This window comes from Pseudomonas sp. HMSC065H01, from assembly GCF_001815235.1.
Lineage (GTDB): Bacteria > Pseudomonadota > Gammaproteobacteria > Pseudomonadales > Pseudomonadaceae > Pseudomonas > Pseudomonas aeruginosa.
Window position 1 is genome coordinate 342,718 of record NZ_KV819862.1, and the last position, 18,245, is coordinate 360,962.

Sequence of the window (18,245 nt, forward strand, 5' to 3'; positions counted from 1 at the left end):
TGTTCGGACAATAGGAAGCCATGGCGCCCCGAGGGCACCGCTGGGGAAACATGCTGGGAAGGTGGGCTCAGCCCTGGGCGGGCGGCGGCATCGGTGGCAGCTCGGCGAGCGGCGCGTCGACATGATCGCCGTGCGGGTCGCTACGCGCGGCGATGTCGTTCTCGTCGATCACCCGGGTCTTGCCGCTGCGGTTGTCGACGATGATCGAGTAGCTGCCGTCGAGGGTGGCGACATTGATGTGGGTTTCCAGGCTGCCGCGCACCACGGTCAGGCTTTCCGCCTCGTCGCCGTCCACCAGGCCGCCGCGCCAGACCGGCAGGCCGGCGCTGTTATGGGTGCTGGCGAGGCGTGCCTGCAAGGGCCGCTCGCGACCCGGCAGGCTCATTTCCAGCACCTGGCCGAGCGCCAGCGTGTCGAGCAGGGCGGGTTCGACCTGCGCCAGGTATTCGGGAATACCCTGGGCGCCTTCGCGGCTGCGCAGTTCGCCTTGCCAGAGCGTCACCCGCTCGCGTGGCGCGGGCGTCGTGACGGGGGTCGGGGCGAGCATGCGGGTAGCGTCCGCCGCCGGCGCCGCGAGCGCCGCTGTCGGGGCGGCGGCTGCCTGGGCGGCGGGGGACTGGCGGGCCTGCGGCGATGCCTCGGGCGGAGCCGGGTCGAGCAGCCAGCCGCCGATCAGCGCACCGCCGATGGCGGCGGCCGAGGCTGCGTAGATCCATGTCTTGGCCACGTTGTTTCTCCTCTGAGTGAACGTGGCGCGGAGTCTAGGAAGAAGCCTCTCCCAGCGTGGCGGCAACCGTTCACATTTGCGCCAGGCCGCGCGCCGGCGTGACGAAACTGCGAATCAGGCCGGAGCGCTGCGGGCGCCAGGTCACGTGCGCTCTGTGCGCTGCGGCAAGGCTGGCGTTCGGCCGCCATGCTGTTCGCGGCGGAAGGCTTCGGCGCACCTGGCCGTCCTCGCGCTTGAAGAACTGGACGAAGTTGCTCGGCTCGTCGAAGCCGATGCCATCGTCTACGGCAGCCCCACCTATATGGGCGGACCGGCCTGGCAGTTCAAGAAGTTCGCCGATGCCACCTCAAAGCCCTGGTTCGTCCAGCTGGCTTCGCTGACGCCTGGCGCTGGCTATGGGGTGTCGACATCCCGGCCGACGGTGGCATGTTCGCTCATCTCCAGGCAACCCGGTACGGCCTCTAGCCGCGCCGGGGCCTCAGCCTCGCGCCAGTTGCAGGAGACGGGCGCGCTCCTGCATCAGCGGCCGGCAACTGCGGATGCCTTCGACGATGCTGTAGAGGCTTTCGATCTGCTGCTGGCTGAGGCTGTTGTTCTGGGCCCAGCCGAGCAACTGCAGCCAGGTCCAGCGGGCGATGGTCTCGCTCTGCGTCTCGGCCTTCCTGCGGTCGTCCCCGTCGCTCTGTCCGACCAGGGTCTCCACCAGCCCCGAGGCGCACAACGGCAGCAGCTCCCGGTACTGCTCCGGGTGCGTGTCGCGTAGGCGACGCAGGGCCATTATGGCGGTGGTTATCGAGTCTGAATCCAAGCTTTTGTTCACAGTTCACTCCTTGTGCGTACAGGCTGGCGGCTGGTTGATCCCTGGGCCGCGAGCAACTGTTCGATGAAACGCGTCAGCTCTTTCTTGAACTCGGGTGTCAGGCTGGACACCTTGAGGATGAGCTCGGCCAGCTCGTCCTCGGGGCAATAGAGGTAGGCCATGGGGACCTGGAGGACCATGGCCAGCTGTTCGGAAGTCCGCATGTTGGGGGAGTGCCGTTCGCGTTCGTATTGGTTCATCCGTGCGCTGGCGGAAAACTCGTCCATTCCCACCAGCATGCCCAACTGTTTCTGCGAGTATCCCGCTCTGATTCTTGCGGCTTTTAGCCGGGTACCTAGCATCCATACAACTCCCGTCCCGTTGGCCCGCTCGCTCAAGGTTGGGCAAATCTGGACAAGATGGAAGCTCAGGAATCCTTAGTTTTCGCCGTGCCGGAGGCTCTGTCGTCCGGGGCGGCGCGCGGTTTCGACGCCGTGTACGAGGCTGCGGCGGGGATATGCGTCGATGTCGCCGAGATCGCGCATGCTCCGGTTTTCTCGCGGCGAGCCGGAGTATATGCGAATTGCATAAAGGCGGACGCCGTTTCGTCGCCTGGGGGCGGCGGGTCGTCGTCTCGCCAGAGGGGCGGGCATCGGCGCCGAGGCGGCGGAAAACGGCGATCGGGACGATACTCAGGAAAGGTGGGCGTTGCGGAACCAAGCCTCGCCTTCCAAGACTAATAGCCGGGTTTCACGCAGAGGTCATTCCCATGAGAACAACAACAAGCATCCGCCGTGTCGCTGCCGTCCTGGCAGCGCTGCACCTGCTCACCTTCGCCGAGGTTCCGCTCGCCCAGGCAGCGATGATCGGTACTGCGGAAGTCATGCAGCAACAACAGCACAACCTCGATCGCCAGCAACTGCTGAAGATGCTCGACGACCAGGGCGTCCAGAAGAAGCTGGAGGCCATGGGCGTGCCCCGCGACCAGGTGGCGAGTCGCATCAACAGCCTGACCAACGCCGAGCTGGCGCAGTTCAACCAGCAGCTGGACCAGGCGCCGGCGGGCGGCATCATCGGCATCATCGTGTTGTTCCTGGTGATCTTCATCATCACCGACATGCTTTGCGCCACGGATATCTTCAGCTTCATCAAATGCATCAATCGGTGAGGCGGCTGGCAGGGGCACTGCTGGTCTCCGCAATGCTCGGCGGCTGCGCGCAGCCGCCGAGACTGCCGCCGGAAAGCGCGGCGCTGCCCGCACGGGTGGAGCTGCGCGAAGTGCCGTTCTTCCCCCAGGAAGCCTACCAGTGCGGTCCCGCCGCGCTGGCCACGATGCTCGGCCAGCGCGGCCTGGCGTTGACGCCGGGGCAATTGAAGGACGAGGTGTTCATTCCCGGTCGCGAGGGCAGCCTGCAATTGGAGATGGTCGCCGCGGCGCGCCGCCACGGCATGCTGGTCTATCCGCTGCAAGGCGGACTGGAGAGCGTGCTCGAGGAGGTCGCGGCGGGCAACCCGGTGCTGGTGTTACAGAACCAGGCTTTCTCCTGGTGGCCGCGCTGGCACTTCGCGGTGGTGGTCGGTTTCGATCGGGAGCGCCGCGAACTGGTGCTGCGCTCGGGCATCACCCGGCGCTGGGTTACCGACTTCACCAGCTTCGAGTCGACCTGGAAGCGTTCGGGGCGCTGGGCGGTGCTGACCCTGCCGGGTGACCGCCTGCCGGCCACGGCAGCGGCGGTCCCGTGGCTCAAGGCCGCCAGTGACAGCGAGGAAACCGGCCACCCCAAGGTTGCCCGGCGCGCCTACGAAGAAGCCGTGCGACGCTGGCCTGAGGACGCCTTCGCCTGGTTTGCCCTGGGCAACAGTCGCTACGCCGCAGGCGATTCCGCCGCTGCCGAACAGGCCATGCTCACCAGCGTCGAGCGTCGCGTGGATTTCGCCGCGGGTTGGTTCAACCTGTCCCAGTTGCTGGCGGAACGCGGTTGCGCGGCGCCGGCGCGCCAGGCGCAGGCCTGCGCGCGGGCATTGCAGCCTGGGGAAGCCCGCTTCGCTGCGGCCTTGCCGCAGGCCGTCGCACCCGCGGCGCGGTGCGCCGAGCTGCCGGCCTGTCCCGTTGGCGCACCGCCCCGCTGAGGCGGCCGAGCCGAAGGTTGTCGGAACCCCGTTCCAGCGAGACGGCTCTATACCTGGGAGGACCCCACTCAGGTGCAGAACATGGCCAACGACAAGCGGACTTCGCCCCCCACCCCCCGGCAGCCGGCCAAGGGCGGTGCGGCGGGCAAGCGCCAGGGGCATGCGGCGGAGGGCAGGCGCAAGCCGCGTGCGCGCGGCGAGGAGCGGAAAGAGAAACCGGCCGACGGACGTTCGGCCACGGCGCTGACCGCCAACGAGCGGCGGGAGATCGACGACAAGCAGCCACCGCGCGCCGCTGTCCTGCACGAGGTGATTCGCGTCCAGGGCGAACACGAGTTGCAGCGCACGCTGGCGGCACTCTGGTGGTCGGCGGTGGCCGCGGGGCTGACCATCGGCCTCTCGTTGATGGGCATGGGCCTGTTCCGCGCTGCCTTGCCCGAGCAGGAGTGGGCGATCATCGTCAGCAGCTTCGGCTATCCCATGGGCTTCCTGGCAGTGATCCTCGCCCGCCAGCAACTGTTCACCGAAAACACCCTGACCGCCGTGTTGCCGGTGATGACCGAGCCGACCCTGGAAAAGGCCTGGCAACTGTTGCGTCTCTGGAGCGTGGTGCTGTTCGGCAATATCGTCGGTACGCTGCTGTTCGCCTGGGCGGTGCTGCATCTGCCGATATTCAATGAAGCGGCCGACGCGGCGTTCCTTGAGATCGGCCGCGAGGTGATGCACAACGACCTGGCGCAAATGTTCGCCAAGGGCATCGTTTCCGGCTGGATGATCGCCACCATGGTCTGGCTGATCCCGGCGGCGGAGGGCGCGAAGATCTGGATCATCGCGATGGTCACCTACCTGATGGCGCTGGGCAGCTTCACCCACATCGTGGTGGGCTCGGCGGAGGTAGGCTACCTGGCGTTCGCCGGGGAAATCGGCTGGACCGAGTTCCTGCTGAAGTTCGCCCTGCCTACCCTGGGCGGCAACATCGTCGGCGGTAGCCTGATCTTCGCCCTGATCAGTCATGCGCAGATCCGTAGCGAAGGTTGAGGAGCGGATGGAAAAAACGGCACCCCGGGGTGCCGTTCTGTCGACGCGGACTAGACCCCGAGCTTGTCGCGCAGGCTGTAGTACCAGGCGCCGATGGCGGTGAACGGTACGCGGAACAGCTTGCCGCCGGGGAAGGGGTAGTGCGGCAGGCCGGCGAAAGCGTCGAAGCGCTCGGCCTGGCCGCGCAGGGCTTCGGCCAGGACCTTGCCGGCGACGTGGGTGTAGGTCACGCCGTGGCCGCTGCAACCCTGGGAATAGTAGATATTGTCGCCGATGCGGCCGACCTGGGGCAGGCGCGAGAGGGTCAGCAGGAAGTTGCCGGTCCAGGCGAAGTCGATCTTCACGTCCTTCAGTTGCGGGAAGGTCTTGAGCATCTTCGGCCGGATGATCGCCTCGATGTCCGCCGGATCGCGAGCGCCATAGATCACGCCGCCACCATAGATCAGGCGCTTGTCGCCGGAGAGGCGATAGTAGTCGAGCAGGTAATTGCAGTCTTCCACGCAGTAGTCCTGCGGCAGCAGGCTGTGGGCCAGTTCCTCGTTCAGCGGCTCGGTGGTGATCACCTGGGTGCCGCAGGGCATCGACTTGGCCGCCAGTTCCGGGACCAGGCCGTTGAGGTAGGCGTTACCGGCGACCACGATGAACTTCGCCTTCACCTTGCCTTGCGGGGTATGCACCACCGGGCTGGCGCCGCGCTCGATGCGGGTCGCCGGGCTCTGCTCGTAGATTCTGCCGCCGAGCGACTCCACCGCCGCCGCTTCGCCGAGGGCGAGGTTCAGCGGATGGATGTGGCCGCCGCTCATGTCAAGCATGCCACCTATATAGTTGTCGGTCGCCACCACCTCGCGGATGCGCTTGGCGTCCATGATCTCCAACTGGTTGTGGCCGTAGCGTTCCCACAACTGTTTCTGCGCGCGCAGGTGATCCATCTGCTTCTCGGTGAAGGCGGCGAACACCCCGCCGTCCTTCAGGTCGCATTGGATACCGTAGCGGGCCACGCGCTCGCGGATGATGCGCCCGCCTTCGAAGGCCATCTCGCCGAGCAACTGCGCTTCGCGCTTGCCGACGGTGCGCTCGATCACGTCGATGTCGCGGCTGTAGCTGTTGACGATCTGGCCGCCGTTGCGCCCGGAAGCGCCGAAGCCGACCTTGGCGGCTTCCAGTACGGTGACCTTGAAACCATTCTCCAACAGGAACAGGGCGGTGGAGAGGCCGGTATAGCCGGCACCGATCACGCAGACGTCGGTTTCGACCTCGCCCTGGAGTTCCGGGCGGGGCGGCGCGGGATTGGCCGACGCGGCGTAATAGGAGGAGGGGTAGGGGGTGTGCGGCATCTTGCACCTCTGTTTTTTATTTTTTACGGATGCCCGGATGCTACCCGAGTCGAAATCGGCCGGCTAGCCTCCGTGCAAAATTTTCAACGGACCCCCAGAAAATAAAAATTCCACTTTTTCAGAGAGTTAGCGAAAAAAAGCTTGACGGTGTTTTTGGGGTCTGTAGAATGCGCGCCATCAGCAGGCACGTAGCTCAGTTGGTTAGAGCACCACCTTGACATGGTGGGGGTCGTTGGTTCGAATCCAATCGTGCCTACCAAACAAATCCCGCACTGCTGGCGGGGCAAGAAAGGCGATCCGAAAGGGTCGCCTTTCTTCGTTTGCGCCCCGAAAAAGGCCGCTCGGCCCGTGCTCGCCTGGGCTCGCGCTTCATCGCATAGTCGCTATTGACAGCGGGGGCGGTCTTTTCCGACCCTAGCGCCTTCACGGATGATTCAGGCGACAAGGCTCATGACGACCTCTTCCGGTTCGCGTATCGGCGGACTTCTTCACGCTTCCCTTTTTTCCCTGCTCGGACTCGGTCTCCTGCTCGCCGGCGGTTTCAAGACCGTCGAGCGGTACCATTTCCTGCGTACTGCGCAGGAAGCCCAGGGGACGGTCAGCGCCTTGAATGCCGGCGGTTCGCATCCGCAGATCGATTTCACCAGCGTTTCCGGCGAGCGGATTTCCTATCCCCAGGGCGGCTTCATCTTCGGCTACCAGGTGGGCGAGCCGGTTCGCGTCCTCTACGAGGCTGGGCGGCCGGCGGCCAGCGCGATAGTCGACGATGCCGGCGCGCTCTGGGGAACCAGCGCTTTCCTCTGCGGCTTCGGCGCACTCTTCGGTATTGTCGGGTTCAGGGGATTGCTGGGCCTGCGTTCTTCCCAACCGACCTCAAAAGGACATTGAAGTCATGTCGCAACTTCCCATTCCCTTGCCCCTCAACGAGAGTCGCTGGCGCTACGTGACGGCCAGTGGCGGAGGCATGACCGTGGCCTTCCTAGCGGGTAGCGGCGGCTCCATCACGTTGCTCTCGCCGGAGGGTGAGAACGTGTCCTTCCGCTATGGCGGGGTGGGCGGCGGGATCGGACTGGGCATGCGCCTGCCGCGCTTCGGCAAGGTCAACCTCAATGTCAAGGGCAAGAGCGTTGGCGGGGCCGGTGCGCTGGAGGCGTTGCCGAGCACCGGAACCGTCTTGGTCGCGGACGGCCTGGTGGGGCGCGACCTGTCCCGCGGCGACTTCACCGGGCCCTGCATGTACGTCGAACTCGGCGCGGGAGTCATCGCCGGCGGTTCGGGCACGGCGATCCTCTTCGGCCTCGATCCCAAGCTGCTGGCGGCGGTGGCGCTGGCGAGCGCCTCGCCATTGACCGCCGCGCTGGGCGCCAGCATGTCGCGGCAATTACTGCAATCGTCCCGTGGCGCCCTGTTGATGGCCGGGGTCAACGTCGGTGCACAGTTCGGCGGCGGCGCGGCGGCTTACCTGGGGGCGTTGTTCTGATGCAGGAGGGCGATCCGGGAGGATCGCCCTTTTTACCTTGCGCAGGCGTGCGGCGGCCAGGGCTCCGTTGAGTTCCATGGCCAGCGGGGCGGTGGCGGAAATCGTTACCGGCGCGGGGAACGGTCGTCGGAGATTCCGAACCGGCGTGGATCGGTTCTTTCCAAACAAGCCCATCCACTCGTTCGAGGTGTCGTGCTTGTGTCCAGGTTGATCATGCCCGGAGGGCCGTTGTCGCAAGAATCCGATGTCCGGATCTTCTGTTCAGCCAAGGAGCGGCTGGACTTCTACCGGCGGGAAATCCACTACGAGACGGGCCAGCTATCCAGTCGGACCAACGCCTACCTGACGGCGCAGTCGTTCCTCGTCATCGCCTATGCCTCGTCGATGGCCAACCTGAACCCGGCCTGGGGCGAGCTGTTCACCCTGGTGGTGCCGGCGCTCCTGGCACTGCTCGGGATCGTCAATTCCCTGCATGCCTGGCCGGGCATCCAGGCATCCTCGGAGATCATCTGCCACTGGCAGTTCAAGCAGTCCTGCCTGTTGCACAGCGATCCGGAGATCGGCCTGGCCTACGATGATTCGCCATTGTTCAGCGAACGCGAGGTCAACCGCGGCAGCTTCGAGAAAACCTTGCTGTTCTCGCGACGCGTGCCGTTCCTGTTCGCCGGCTTCTGGTGTGCGCTGGGCGTGTTTTCGCTCTGGTTGCAACTGGCCGGTTAGCGCTGGTGGCCCATCGCTTCGGCAAGGCTTGGCGTTGGCGGAGGCTTGCCGGCTCGATAGGCGGGCGCCGTCGGATCCGGGAACGCCCGGCGTCAGGGCGCTGCCTGCTCGCAGAGATCGTTGCCGAGGAGGCGCGCGCCCAGGCCGCGAAGCAGGTAGGTCTCGACATGGCTGCCGTCCGGGCAGTCGACTCGGTAGCCGAGCGCCAGGCCGGCGGAAAGAAGAACGAACAGGAACAGGCCGATATGTTGCAGTTTGCTCATGGTGTTTTCTACGAAAGAGGCTTGAGGGCGCAGGCGCTGCGCCGGGCGATTCTAGTGCAATGAGGCAGGGGGAGGAGCCGATTTGCATGCCTAAGCGTTCTACATGGTCCAGGGCGCCCAGCGATTCGACAGTCGCCCTGCGCCGATCGACGGCGAGCCGGAGCGAATCCGGCTGCAACTGCGTCTGTACCTGGGTTGAGCCGTTGACGGGCGCTGTCGCTGCCTTTATAAGACCGCCTCACGCAGCCGGCAGGCAGTCGAAGATGAGCGACGAAGACGATATTCACGAACCCGAACACGATCACCTGCTGGATAACGATTACCTCGAGGACGAGCGTGACGAAGATACGTTCGGCGCGCTCGACGAGCCCGATGCCTGCGGAACCGGCAGGCGACGTTCCTGCGAATATTGCGACGCGGTCCAGGTGCCAGTCGATAGCGAGGGTTTCTCTATCTGCGCCGATTGCGCAGGGCTGGAGGACTAGCCCTGGTCAGACGCTGACCACCCGGTTGCGTCCGGCACGCTTGGCGTCGTACAGCGCGGCATCCGCCCGGGCGAGTGCCCGTTCCGGTTCTTCGCCGCTGCCGGCCAGGGTACAGCCGGCACTGATGGTCACCGGCACGGACGTGCCGGCACAGTCGATCGGGGTCGCTTCCATCAGTTCGCGGATGCGATTGGCGATCATGGTCAGTTCCGTGGTCTCGCGGACCCGGACCATCGCCACGAACTCCTCGCCGCCGAAACGCGCCAGGAGATCTTCCGGCCGCAGCGCCGCGCGCAGTCGCGAAGCCGCCTCGCGGAGGACGCTGTCGCCGGCCCGGTGCCCCAGGGTGTCGTTGATACGTTTGAAATGGTCGATATCGCTGTAGATGATGCCGATGCGCTGGTCGCTGGCCCGCGCCAACTCCAGTTCATGCTGGTGCAGCGCGTGGAAGCCGGCCCGGTTCCACAATTGGGTGAGGGGGTCGAGCAGTGACTTGCGCTGCTCCCGGTCGATCTCCTGGCGCAGGAAGCGGGTGTGCTCGGTGAGGCTGCGTAGCTGGAGATATCCTTCGGCCAGGATCGACAGTCGATTGAGCTGGCGTCCTTCCCGGAGATCCAGCAGCCGCGGGCTCGGGTCGATCAGGCAGAGTGTGCCGATGGCCTGGCCATTGCTGGCGTGCAGGGGCTCGCCGGCGTAGAAGCGGATGAAGGGCGGCCCGGTGACCAGCGGATTGTCGTGAAAACGCGGATCCCTGGAGGCGTCCGTCACCATCAGCGGTTCGCTGGCCAGGATGGCGTGGCCGCAGAAGGACAGGTCGCGCGGCGTCTGTTCGGCATCCAGGCCGATACGGGCCTTGAACCATTGGCGGTCGTGGTCGATCAGACTGATCAGCACGGTCTTCACCCCGAAGGTTTCCCGCGCCAGTTCCACCAGGGCGTCCAGGTAGTGTTCGGCGGGGGTGTCGACCAGCGCCATGTCGTCCAGGGCCTGCTGGCGCAGGGCTTCGTCGGGAGGGAGGGGGCAGGCGAGCATACTGGATCCTGATCACGGTGGAGACTTTCGGTATAGCTGCCGGACAGGCTGAAGGCCAGCCTGGCGTCCGCAGTCGGCGCAAGGGTGAAGAGGGCAAAAAAAATCCCGGCCGCGTGGAGCAGGCCGGGAAAGGATCCAGGGATGTACAGCGCCCACAGCTTATGTCGGCGGCGGTTTCGATGAAGCTGCCGGATCTGGTAGGCGCGATTTTCGCGTCGATGTGTGACCCGCTTCGCCGACTATCCTGGCAAGTGGGGTCGCGAACCAATAGGATTTGCGGGTTTTATTCAATCTGGGTGAATGCGTGCAGGAAATCTACTCTGAAGAACAGATGCGCAAGGCGCTGGGCCTTGCCGAAACGCGACCGAAAAAGGTCCGGACCGAGGCCAGCCAGCCGGTCCGCTACACCATCGTCGAACTGAGCGTGCGCAAGGGCGGGGCGGGATTGCCGCTGCGTTTCGAACATCGCTCGCGCTCCATCAGCAAGGTCACCGCGCAACTGGAAGCGGAGAAGGAAGCCAAGCGCCAGGGTTACCAGGTCTGGGCGCTGCTGGATATCCGTCAGATCTGAGCGAGGCGCCTGCGCGGGGCGCGGCATTGTCCTGGTCTCGGTCCGGCTGCTAAGGTGCGCAGCCCATCGATACAGGAGTCCGGAACATGGAACTGACGATCTTCCAGGTAGACGCATTCGCCGACAGTCCCTTCCAGGGCAATCCGGCGGCGGTCTGCCCCCTCGATGCCTGGCTGGACGACGAGCGCCTGCAGGCCATCGCGGAAGAGAACAATCTTTCGGAAACCGCCTTTGTCGTCGGCCGCGACGGCGACTATCGATTGCGCTGGTTCACGCCGCAGGTCGAGGTGGACCTGTGCGGTCATGCGACCCTGGCGACGGCCTGGGTACTGATCCACAAGCTCGACGACGCTTCCCCGGTACTGCGTTTCGCTACCCGTAGCGGTGAGCTGAGCGTGCGGCGCGAGGGCGACTCGCTGGCGATGGACTTCCCGGCCAAGCGTCCGGAGCCTTGCGCGACACCGGACGGACTGCTGGAGGCGCTGGGTATTGCCGAGGCGGAAGTGCTGAAGACCGACGATTACCTCGTGGTGGTCGACGACGAAAAGACGATCGCCGCCCTGGCGCCTGACTTCGCCCGGCTGAAGGGCTTGCCGTGCCGCGGGGTGGCGGTGACCGCGCGCAGCCAGCGCTTCGATTTCGTCTCGCGCTGGTTCGGGCCCAACGTCGGCGTCAACGAAGACCCGGTGACCGGCTCCGCGCATACCTCCCTGGCGCCGTACTGGGCGCAGCGCCTGGGCAAGACCCGGCTGAGCGCCGAGCAGGGCGGGGCGCGCAAGGGGCGCCTGGAATGCGACGTGCGCGGCGAGCGGGTGGTCATCTCCGGCAAGGCGGCGTTGTACATGAGCGGTACGCTCCATCTCTGATCCCGAAGCAGGAGTACGACGATGCCGGCACCGCAGGTAGGCGTGGGCGTCCTGATCTTGCGGGACGGCAAGGTGTTGCTGGGGCGCCGCAAGGGCAGTCATGGCGCTGGCTGCTGGTCGGCGCCCGGCGGCCATCTCGAGTTCGGCGAGGCGGTGGAGGACTGCGCCCTGCGCGAAGCCCTGGAAGAGACCGACCTGGCGCTGAGCGAACTGCGCCACGGCCCGTTCAGCAATGACGTCTTCGAGGGGCGCCACTACCTCACCGCGTTCATCCTGGCCGGTTGCGCGGAGGATGCCGAGGCGCGCCTCATGGAGCCGGACAAGTGCGACGGCTGGGCCTGGTTCGATTGGGCCGATCTGCCGGAGCCGCTGTTCGCGCCCCTGGCGAGCCTGCGCCGGCGGGGCTATTCGCCCTTCGACCCGAAGCGCTGAGCGACAGGCAAAAAAAATCCCGACCGCGGGGGAGCTGGTCGGGAAATACCCTTGGGGTTCGCACACACCGTGAGCATAGGCCAGTCCGCAACGGCATCAAGAGGAGCCTGTTCGAACTGCTAGGCCCCTTTGGGGGCCGTTCCACTGTCGTCACCTCCGCTCGACGGCGAGCGAAGGGGCTGCCCGCTTGCGTTGCGGTATCCAGAACAGCATCAGCGGCAGCAGCGAGGCCCAGCCCAGCAGGACATCGCCGGCCAGGTGGATGTGTTCGCCGGGCATCAACAGTCCCTGCAGGAACATCAGGCCGAAGTGCGCGGCATTGGCTGCCACGGTGAAGTCGATGAACAGCCGGTGGCGGAAGGGCTGGCTGGCGGCGCGCCAGAGGAATGCGCCCCAGACCAGGTAGATCGTCGAGATCATCAGCTCATAGTGCTGTCCGCCGCCTTGCTGGTCGCCCCAGCGAACCAGGCGGAGCAGCAGGCGCCCGGCGTCGGAGTCGAGCAGCGACTGGTCGAGCCGCAGGAGCAGCGTGGCCAGGGCCAGGCCGAAGAACAGCAGGAAGCCGCCGGCCATCAGGCGAATGCTCAGGGTCAGCCAAGGCGTGGCGGAAACCGGGGAAGGGGAGGCAGTCATGCAGATCACCTGTAGGCCATGTCGATGGCGTTGCCTTCGGTCAGATCGTCAAAATCCGCACGGCGGAAAGGGCGCTCTTCCCGGACGATGGTGCGCACCCGTTCGATGTATTCGCGCATGGCGCGGCGGGTATTGCCCTGGGAGGCGGCGGAGAGGAAGCCGGCCTTTTCGCTGGCCATGCCCTCCGTCCAGTCGCGGGAAGCCGCCTGGTAGATCGAACGCTTGATCAGGCGCACCGCTTGCGGTGAGCGCCGGGACAGGCGTTGCGCCAGCGCGTCGGCGGCTTCCAGTAGCTCCTCCGCTGGCGCCAGCCCGTTGACCAGGCCCAGCGCAAGGGCCTGGCGCGGCTCCAGCAGTTGCCCTTCCAGGCACAGCTCCAGGGCCCTGGCTACGCCCAGGCTGCGCGCCAGCATCTGGGTGCCGCCGCCTCCCGGTATCAGGCCGATGAGTACTTCCGGCTGGCCGAGGAAGCGTTCCACCTGGTCGTCCTCGGCCATCAGGCGCAGGTCGCAGGCCAGCGCCAGCTCGCAGCCGCCACCCAGGGCCAGGCCGTTGATCGCGGCGATGAACACCTTGTCCATGCGGCGCATGTGCGCGGTGACCTCATGGAACAGGTTCATGTCGGCGACGCCTGCCAGCAGGGTGCGCCGCAGCAGCTTCCTCGCCCCAGGCAGGTGGCGCAGGAGGCTTTCGCTTTCCAGCAGCAGGCGTGTCAGCCAGGCCGGCATGGAAAAGGTGATGGGGGCGACGGCGCGCTCGATCTCGTCGACGTCGAAGTGGGTCAGGAAGACCCCGTCCGCCGCTCCGGAAAGGATGACGGCGCCGATGTCCTGGCGTTGCTCAAGGTCTTCCAGCAGGTCGGCCAGCTCCTGCATCACCGCCGTGGTGAGGAAGTTCGCCGGGGGATTGTCGAGCAGGACTTGCAGGACGCGTCCTCGTTGTTCTATGCGCAGGTGTCGCGGTGCTAGAGTCATTGCGGCTTCCTCATTGGATAACGAGCGTTATATAAAGATCATTATCCAATGTGACGACATCGTCTCCCCAACCAACGGATAGTCGGCATGCGCTACAAACCGGAACAGAAACAGGCCACCCGCGCCCTGCTGTTGAGCAAGGCCGCTCCGCTGGTGAAGCGCCAGGGCTTCGCCAGCACCGGCCTGGACACCTTGATGAAGGCGGCTGGTCTTACCACCGGGGCGTTCTACTCGCAATTCTCCAGCAAGGCGGAGTTGCTCGAAGCGATCCTGCAGCGCGAGCTGAGCGCCCAGCACGATGCCTTTCCGCTGGACAGCCTGGAGCAACTGGCCGGCGCCACCCGTCTCTACCTCAGTCGCGGTCATGCGCAGCATGCCGACATGGGCTGCCCGATTCCGGCGCTGGCCGCCGAGGTGGGCCGGGCAGGGCCCGAGGTGCGGGAAACCTTCGAACGCGCCCTGGAACAACGGCAACGGCGGCTGGCCGAACTGATGGGCGACGAGAACCGGGCCTGGGTGCTCACCTGCCTGTCGGTCGGCGCGGTGCTTCTCGCGCGTGCCCAGGCGAGCGAGGTGGCGCGCGACAAGGTCCTGGATGCGGCGCTGGAGCATGCGCTGGGCCTGCTTTCGGCGAGCGGAGCGGTTTCGCCGCAAGCGGACCGGGACTGATTGCACAACTGCAATGTTCGGCGTCTAGCGTCAGGCTTTCCCTCCGACAGGTAAGCCCATGAACGCCCATCATCTCGAACTCGCCAAGGCCCTGCTGGTGTTTGCCCTTGCCGTCGCCGGCCTGGTGGTCGGTCTCATGCCGATGGAGTTCTGAGCGACGCAGGTCCGGCTTCGCGCTTTTCCCTCGTCTTCGAGTGGTCTCTGGCGTTGCACCGGTTTAGGATGCGCGGGTATTTCGGAGCCGCTTCGCTTGGCGTCGCCCGCCGCTGCGCTCCGAAACCGAGCATTGCTCGAACCAGAACGAGATCGAAGGTGCATCGCCACGAGCGGCGCACGGCCTGATGATAGATGGAGGCAACATGAGCGCGGCTCAGCCAGGCATTCTCACCCCGATTCCGGTGGTGGGTCGCTACCTGTTTTTCAGCATTTCCCAACCCGAGCAGGTGGCCGCGACCTTGGCCAGCCTGGCCGCGGCCACCGATGGTTACCAGCTGGTGGTGGGTATCGGCCATTCGCTGATGCTCAGCCTCGGCAAGACCGTCGAGGGCATGAAGGACTATCCGGTGCTCGCCGCGCCCGGCATCGACCTGCCGTCCACGCCCTCCGCGCTGTGGTGCTGGCTGCGCGGCGAGGATCGCGGCGAGGTGACGCTGCGCTCGCACGCGCTGGAACGGTCGCTGGCGCCGGCCTTCCAGCGGACCGGCGCGGTGGATGCGTTCCTCTACGGCGAGGACCGCGACCTGTCCGGCTACAAGGACGGCACCGAGAACCCCAAGGGCGATGCGGCGCTCGAAGCCGCGCTGGTCTCCGGGCGCGGTGCGGGCCTGGATGGCGGCAGTTTCGTTGCTGTCCAGCAGTGGCTGCATGACTTCGACCGGATGCAGGCGATCCCCGGCGAGGAGATGGACAACATCATCGGCCGCCGCAAGTCCGACGATGAAGAACTGGAAGACGCGCCGGCCTACGCCCACGTCAAGCGCACCGAGCAGGAAAGCTTCGAGCCCGCCGCGTTCCTCCTGCGGCGCGGCGCGCCCTGGTCCGACGAGCACCGCGCGGGGCTGTTGTTCGCCGCCTTCGGCCGCTCGTTCGATGCCTTCGAGGTCCAGTGGCTACGGATGATCGGCGTGGAAGACGGGGTGCTCGATGGCCTGTTCCGTTTCACCCGGCCGATCAGCGGCAGCTACTTCTGGTGTCCGCCCATGGCCGACGGCCGCCTCGACCTGTCCGCCCTCGGCCTCTGAGCCCGCCGCGGCAGCAGGCCAGGCCTGCTGCCGCGTCCTGCGCGGCGCTAGTGGGCGGTGGCCACGGCGGCCTCGTCGATCAGCGCCGCTACTTCCTTCGCTCGCGAGGCCAGTGACGCGTGGCTGGCATCGAGGGTGACGATCTTCCTCGGTGCGATCCGCGCGGCCATCCGCTCCTGGTTCTCCGGCGCAATCATGCGATCGGCGCTGGAAATCTGGTACCAAGAGGGCTTGCTCTTCCAGGCCGGGCTGCCGATGGCATCGCCGAAAGTGCTGGCCAGCGGAGCCTTCTGGGTGATGCTCATGACCAGCCCTTCGTCCGCAGCGAGATCCTGGCAGAAGCTTTCGTGGAACCTGTCCGCCTTCACCCAGAGATAGCCATCGCTGTCCGGCGCCAGGTTCGCTGCGGCCAGGGGCAAGTGCTCCTGGGTGATGCCACCGGGACTTTCGCCGCTGTCGGGGGCGAAGGCGGCGATATAGACCAGCCCGACCACATTCGGCTGGTTGCCGGCCTCGGTGATCACCGCGCCGCCATAGGAGTGTCCGACCAGCAGGACCGGCCCCTGTTGCTGCGCGATCATCTTGCGCGTCCGCTCGGCATCGTCCGCCAGCGAGGTCAACGGTAGTTCGACGGCATGCAGGTTGTCGTGGCCGAGGCGTTTCAGTTCGAGAATGACCTTGCTCCAGTGGGCGGCGCCGCCCCAGAAGCCGTGGACCAGGATGATCGCAGGCAGGTTGCTCATCGTGTTGCTCCCTTGTGGGTGAGGGTTGCTGGCATGAGGCATCGCCCGGCGAGCATACGAGGTCGCGATGGGCGGGCGATAGCGGGAGGCGAGGACGTTCGTCGAAAAGAACAACTCCTTGTTCCGGTAGGCGACGTGATATCGGCACGGCGGTATGTTGCAAGTCCGGACCCGACCGATCGGGTTGTCGCGACGGGCATGGAGGGGTGATCGGTCGGTCGGGTTCGCGTCTTTTCGGGGCACCCGAATCTGAAAAAATCTTGCTTCTCGCCATACCGGGGGAGCGGGGCGGGTAGATTTTCTTCCGAATCCTTCACTTTCTACCCGGTCATGGAAAAAGCTCTGAAATTGGCGTCATGCCTCTACGGCCTGCTGATCCTGCTCAGCCTGGCGATGGTCGCCTTCCTCAGCCAGTTTCCGTTTCTCCTCAGCTCGGGAGCGGAAAACCTCTCGATGTCGATCCTGCCGCTGCTGATCCCGCTGATGGTCGGGCTGGTCGTCTGCGAGGCGGTGCGGGCGGTGGTGCCGAAGAAGCGCTAGGCGCGGCGCCGGGATCAGCGGCCAAGAATGCGCTGGCGGCGCAGCCGGTACTGCTCGTAGGGAAGGCCCTGGCGGTTCAGCTCTTCCAGCTGGCGTTCGCTGGCGCTGCGGGAAAACGATTCCTCGACTATCGAGTCCGGCGTGACAGGCTGTGCGCAGGCGCTGACCAGCAGCACACCCAGGACCAGGGCAATGCGTGGCATGCGATCTCCATGGACTACGGCAGAAGGGAAAAAAAGGCCATTACCAAGCGGGGGGAGGGTTGGTAATGGCCTGTACAAGGGACATTTGCCAGGCCTTGGGGATCTGGCGAAAAAGACGATATCAAGGGGGAATTTGATTAGCCAGCTAACAAAGTGGAATGAAGTTTTGCGGCAGGCGTAACAATTCTGTCCGAATCGTCATTCTTGCGTCACCGCCGGGACAGAGCGGTTTCGGCAGACTGCGGGGGAGTCGCCGAAGGAGATTCGTCGTGGACGATACGCTCAGGTTCGCCTCGCGCTTGTGCAAGTTCATCGTCGCCGCCAGCTTCCTGCTCGTGGCGGTCGCCAGCCTTTGCCTGTGGTGGACGGGCCAGGCCTACGAATACGCGGCGCTGGCGTTCTTTCCGTTCGCCGTACCCATGCTGCTGCTGATCATGGTCTGCGACCTGCTGGCAGCGCTGAATGGCAGGCGTCGCTGAGCGCCCGGGCTGCCTAGCGCTTTCAGCTAGGCGGATGTCGAACCCAGACAACCGGCGCCCCGCGCGTGGCCCTATGGTGAGGCATTCATCCACTGCCTTCCTGGAGCGACCATGTCAGATTTCATCACCGTACTGCGCGATACCTGTCCCGTACCCGTGCTGGACGCCACCAAGTGGAAGCGGATCGACGGCGATCCGCATACCGTCAACCTCAACGCATACGCCTCGGCGGACGGCAGCAAGCTGATGGGCACCTGGATCTGCACGCCGGGCAAGTGGGAGGTGAACTACGAACGCTGGGAGTTCTGCCACTTCCTCGACGGCTACTGCATCATCACCCCGGAAGGCGAGCAACCGGTGCACCTGAGGGCGGGCGACGTGTTCGTCATCGAGCCGGGCCTGCGTGGTACCTGGGAGGTGGTGGAGACGGTGCGCAAGTACTTCGTCTTCGCCTGACGGTATTGCCGCACGTCCGGGATGCCTGCCGGACGTCGCGCCTCAGTCCTGGTGGACGATGCGGCGGATGGTGCCGCCGCAGGACTGGTAGCAACTGCGGTACTCGTCCTGGCAGTCGTCGCCGAAATCGAAGTTGCGCTGCGGGTAGGGGCAGGACTTGCGCTTCTTCTTGTCGCTGTTCTGCATGCAGTAGTTGTAGGCCGTGCTCTGCGCCTGGTAGAGCGCCTCGTCCTGGCGCTGCTGCAGCTTGGCGAGGGTCTTGCACTGGCGCTTCTCGGCATTGCACTGGCTCACGCAGTGCAGGCCGGCATCGCTGGTCGGCGGAATGTAGGAGTAGCTGACGCTAGGGCCGCAACCGCCGAGCAGCAGGGCAAGACCGAGGAGGGGGAGCAGAAGGTGTTTCCGGAACGGCATTGTCGATATCGATAAG

26 protein-coding genes and 1 tRNA gene are annotated in these 18,245 nt (G+C 65.5%); 17 read left to right on the forward strand and 10 right to left on the reverse strand.

Going from position 1 to position 18,245, the window contains the following annotated elements; translation table 11 throughout:
* Nucleotides 1–67 precede the first annotated feature (67 nt).
* Nucleotides 68–727 carry a biofilm-associated metzincin protease inhibitor BamI gene (bamI, locus tag HMPREF3014_RS11150; protein WP_003124476.1) on the reverse strand — a complete coding sequence of 220 codons (660 nt, stop codon included), beginning with the start codon at nt 725–727 and terminating at the stop codon, nt 68–70.
* Between the two features lie 154 nt (nt 728–881).
* Between bamI and HMPREF3014_RS35390 the strand changes: the two genes are divergently transcribed.
* Entirely contained in the window at nt 882–1,490 is a 609-nt protein-coding gene (locus tag HMPREF3014_RS35390; RefSeq protein WP_071534012.1) for an NAD(P)H-dependent oxidoreductase, read from the forward strand.
* 53 nt (nt 1,491–1,543) lie between these two features.
* Here HMPREF3014_RS35390 and HMPREF3014_RS11160 read toward each other — a convergent pair whose 3' ends face one another.
* Nucleotides 1,544–1,888, reverse strand: coding sequence for a helix-turn-helix domain-containing protein (locus HMPREF3014_RS11160; protein ID WP_003115217.1), 345 nt, complete (start codon nt 1,886–1,888; stop codon nt 1,544–1,546).
* Nucleotides 1,889–2,295: 407 nt separating this feature from the next.
* On the opposite strand from HMPREF3014_RS11160, the gene HMPREF3014_RS11165 reads away from it, so the two are divergent.
* The 3 genes from HMPREF3014_RS11165 to HMPREF3014_RS11175 all read left to right on the forward strand — a co-directional run bounded on the left by HMPREF3014_RS11165 (nt 2,296) and on the right by HMPREF3014_RS11175 (nt 4,694).
* Entirely contained in the window at nt 2,296–2,694 is a 399-nt protein-coding gene (locus tag HMPREF3014_RS11165) for a PA2779 family protein (RefSeq protein WP_003090843.1), read from the forward strand.
* A 32-nt stretch (nt 2,695–2,726) separates the two neighbouring features.
* Nucleotides 2,727–3,656 (forward strand): PA2778 family cysteine peptidase, encoded by a 930-nt coding sequence (locus HMPREF3014_RS11170; RefSeq protein ID WP_003162463.1) that lies wholly within the window; start codon nt 2,727–2,729, stop codon nt 3,654–3,656.
* An 81-nt stretch (nt 3,657–3,737) separates the two neighbouring features.
* On the forward strand, nt 3,738–4,694 hold the full coding sequence (locus HMPREF3014_RS11175; RefSeq protein WP_023087192.1) for a formate/nitrite transporter family protein: 957 nt from the start codon (nt 3,738–3,740) through the stop codon (nt 4,692–4,694).
* Nucleotides 4,695–4,744: 50 nt separating this feature from the next.
* On the opposite strand, the gene HMPREF3014_RS11180 is transcribed toward HMPREF3014_RS11175, so the two are convergent.
* Nucleotides 4,745–6,028 carry an NAD(P)/FAD-dependent oxidoreductase gene (locus HMPREF3014_RS11180; RefSeq protein ID WP_003114430.1) on the reverse strand — a complete coding sequence of 428 codons (1,284 nt, stop codon included), beginning with the start codon at nt 6,026–6,028 and terminating at the stop codon, nt 4,745–4,747.
* Between the two features lie 182 nt (nt 6,029–6,210).
* On the opposite strand from HMPREF3014_RS11180, the gene HMPREF3014_RS11185 reads away from it, so the two are divergent.
* The 4 genes from HMPREF3014_RS11185 to HMPREF3014_RS11200 all read left to right on the forward strand — a co-directional run bounded on the left by HMPREF3014_RS11185 (nt 6,211) and on the right by HMPREF3014_RS11200 (nt 8,228).
* Nucleotides 6,211–6,287 (forward strand) — tRNA-Val (locus tag HMPREF3014_RS11185).
* A gap of 191 nt (nt 6,288–6,478) precedes the next feature.
* A complete protein-coding gene (gene tsi4, locus HMPREF3014_RS11190; protein ID WP_003099162.1) occupies nt 6,479–6,916 on the forward strand; it encodes a type VI secretion system immunity protein Tsi4 in 438 nt (145 codons plus the stop codon).
* A gap of 4 nt (nt 6,917–6,920) precedes the next feature.
* Nucleotides 6,921–7,508, forward strand: coding sequence for a type IV secretion system toxin Tse4 (tse4, locus tag HMPREF3014_RS11195; protein WP_003099160.1), 588 nt, complete (start codon nt 6,921–6,923; stop codon nt 7,506–7,508).
* Between the two features lie 198 nt (nt 7,509–7,706).
* A complete protein-coding gene (locus HMPREF3014_RS11200) occupies nt 7,707–8,228 on the forward strand; it encodes a hypothetical protein (RefSeq protein WP_003119901.1) in 522 nt (173 codons plus the stop codon).
* Between the two features lie 92 nt (nt 8,229–8,320).
* Here the strand turns inward: HMPREF3014_RS11200 and HMPREF3014_RS11205 are convergent, their stop codons facing one another.
* Complete coding sequence (locus HMPREF3014_RS11205; RefSeq protein ID WP_003099153.1) at nt 8,321–8,491, reverse strand: hypothetical protein; 171 nt, start codon at nt 8,489–8,491, stop codon at nt 8,321–8,323.
* A gap of 263 nt (nt 8,492–8,754) precedes the next feature.
* On the opposite strand from HMPREF3014_RS11205, the gene HMPREF3014_RS34785 reads away from it, so the two are divergent.
* Nucleotides 8,755–8,976, forward strand: a complete 222-nt coding sequence (locus HMPREF3014_RS34785; protein WP_003114427.1) for a hypothetical protein — start codon at nt 8,755–8,757, stop codon at nt 8,974–8,976.
* Between the two features lie 6 nt (nt 8,977–8,982).
* On the opposite strand, the gene HMPREF3014_RS11220 is transcribed toward HMPREF3014_RS34785, so the two are convergent.
* Nucleotides 8,983–10,008: a diguanylate cyclase gene (locus HMPREF3014_RS11220; RefSeq protein ID WP_003114426.1), complete on the reverse strand. Its 1,026-nt coding sequence runs from the start codon at nt 10,006–10,008 to the stop codon at nt 8,983–8,985.
* A gap of 331 nt (nt 10,009–10,339) precedes the next feature.
* Here HMPREF3014_RS11220 and HMPREF3014_RS11225 point away from each other — a divergent pair, with 331 nt between their 5' ends.
* The 3 genes from HMPREF3014_RS11225 to HMPREF3014_RS11235 all read left to right on the forward strand — a co-directional run bounded on the left by HMPREF3014_RS11225 (nt 10,340) and on the right by HMPREF3014_RS11235 (nt 11,877).
* Nucleotides 10,340–10,579, forward strand: coding sequence for a hypothetical protein (locus HMPREF3014_RS11225; protein ID WP_003114425.1), 240 nt, complete (start codon nt 10,340–10,342; stop codon nt 10,577–10,579).
* Nucleotides 10,580–10,665: 86 nt separating this feature from the next.
* Nucleotides 10,666–11,445, forward strand: coding sequence for a PhzF family phenazine biosynthesis protein (locus HMPREF3014_RS11230; RefSeq protein ID WP_003114424.1), 780 nt, complete (start codon nt 10,666–10,668; stop codon nt 11,443–11,445).
* 21 nt (nt 11,446–11,466) lie between these two features.
* Nucleotides 11,467–11,877 carry a nucleotide triphosphate diphosphatase NUDT15 gene (locus tag HMPREF3014_RS11235; protein ID WP_003114423.1) on the forward strand — a complete coding sequence of 137 codons (411 nt, stop codon included), beginning with the start codon at nt 11,467–11,469 and terminating at the stop codon, nt 11,875–11,877.
* Between the two features lie 150 nt (nt 11,878–12,027).
* Here HMPREF3014_RS11235 and HMPREF3014_RS11240 read toward each other — a convergent pair whose 3' ends face one another.
* Both HMPREF3014_RS11240 and HMPREF3014_RS11245 read right to left on the reverse strand, forming a co-directional pair.
* Nucleotides 12,028–12,510, reverse strand: a complete 483-nt coding sequence (locus HMPREF3014_RS11240) for a DUF6632 domain-containing protein (RefSeq protein WP_003099136.1) — start codon at nt 12,508–12,510, stop codon at nt 12,028–12,030.
* A 5-nt stretch (nt 12,511–12,515) separates the two neighbouring features.
* Entirely contained in the window at nt 12,516–13,484 is a 969-nt protein-coding gene (locus tag HMPREF3014_RS11245) for an enoyl-CoA hydratase/isomerase family protein (protein WP_003099134.1), read from the reverse strand.
* Nucleotides 13,485–13,571: 87 nt separating this feature from the next.
* On the opposite strand from HMPREF3014_RS11245, the gene HMPREF3014_RS11250 reads away from it, so the two are divergent.
* Entirely contained in the window at nt 13,572–14,153 is a 582-nt protein-coding gene (locus HMPREF3014_RS11250; RefSeq protein ID WP_003090825.1) for a TetR/AcrR family transcriptional regulator, read from the forward strand.
* A gap of 341 nt (nt 14,154–14,494) precedes the next feature.
* Nucleotides 14,495–15,394 carry a Dyp-type peroxidase gene (locus HMPREF3014_RS11255; RefSeq protein WP_079382027.1) on the forward strand — a complete coding sequence of 300 codons (900 nt, stop codon included), beginning with the start codon at nt 14,495–14,497 and terminating at the stop codon, nt 15,392–15,394.
* A gap of 47 nt (nt 15,395–15,441) precedes the next feature.
* Here HMPREF3014_RS11255 and HMPREF3014_RS11260 read toward each other — a convergent pair whose 3' ends face one another.
* Nucleotides 15,442–16,137 carry an alpha/beta hydrolase gene (locus HMPREF3014_RS11260; RefSeq protein ID WP_003119904.1) on the reverse strand — a complete coding sequence of 232 codons (696 nt, stop codon included), beginning with the start codon at nt 16,135–16,137 and terminating at the stop codon, nt 15,442–15,444.
* A gap of 348 nt (nt 16,138–16,485) precedes the next feature.
* On the opposite strand from HMPREF3014_RS11260, the gene HMPREF3014_RS11265 reads away from it, so the two are divergent.
* A complete protein-coding gene (locus HMPREF3014_RS11265; protein WP_003099127.1) occupies nt 16,486–16,677 on the forward strand; it encodes a hypothetical protein in 192 nt (63 codons plus the stop codon).
* 14 nt (nt 16,678–16,691) lie between these two features.
* On the opposite strand, the gene HMPREF3014_RS11270 is transcribed toward HMPREF3014_RS11265, so the two are convergent.
* On the reverse strand, nt 16,692–16,880 hold the full coding sequence (locus HMPREF3014_RS11270; RefSeq protein WP_003090821.1) for a hypothetical protein: 189 nt from the start codon (nt 16,878–16,880) through the stop codon (nt 16,692–16,694).
* 269 nt (nt 16,881–17,149) lie between these two features.
* Here HMPREF3014_RS11270 and HMPREF3014_RS11275 point away from each other — a divergent pair, with 269 nt between their 5' ends.
* Both HMPREF3014_RS11275 and HMPREF3014_RS11280 read left to right on the forward strand, forming a co-directional pair.
* Nucleotides 17,150–17,359: a hypothetical protein gene (locus HMPREF3014_RS11275; protein WP_003090820.1), complete on the forward strand. Its 210-nt coding sequence runs from the start codon at nt 17,150–17,152 to the stop codon at nt 17,357–17,359.
* A gap of 111 nt (nt 17,360–17,470) precedes the next feature.
* Nucleotides 17,471–17,815: a cupin domain-containing protein gene (locus tag HMPREF3014_RS11280; protein ID WP_003090818.1), complete on the forward strand. Its 345-nt coding sequence runs from the start codon at nt 17,471–17,473 to the stop codon at nt 17,813–17,815.
* Between the two features lie 42 nt (nt 17,816–17,857).
* Here HMPREF3014_RS11280 and HMPREF3014_RS11285 read toward each other — a convergent pair whose 3' ends face one another.
* Nucleotides 17,858–18,229, reverse strand: coding sequence for a hypothetical protein (locus HMPREF3014_RS11285; RefSeq protein ID WP_003160518.1), 372 nt, complete (start codon nt 18,227–18,229; stop codon nt 17,858–17,860).
* Between the last annotated feature and the right edge of the window lie 16 nt (nt 18,230–18,245).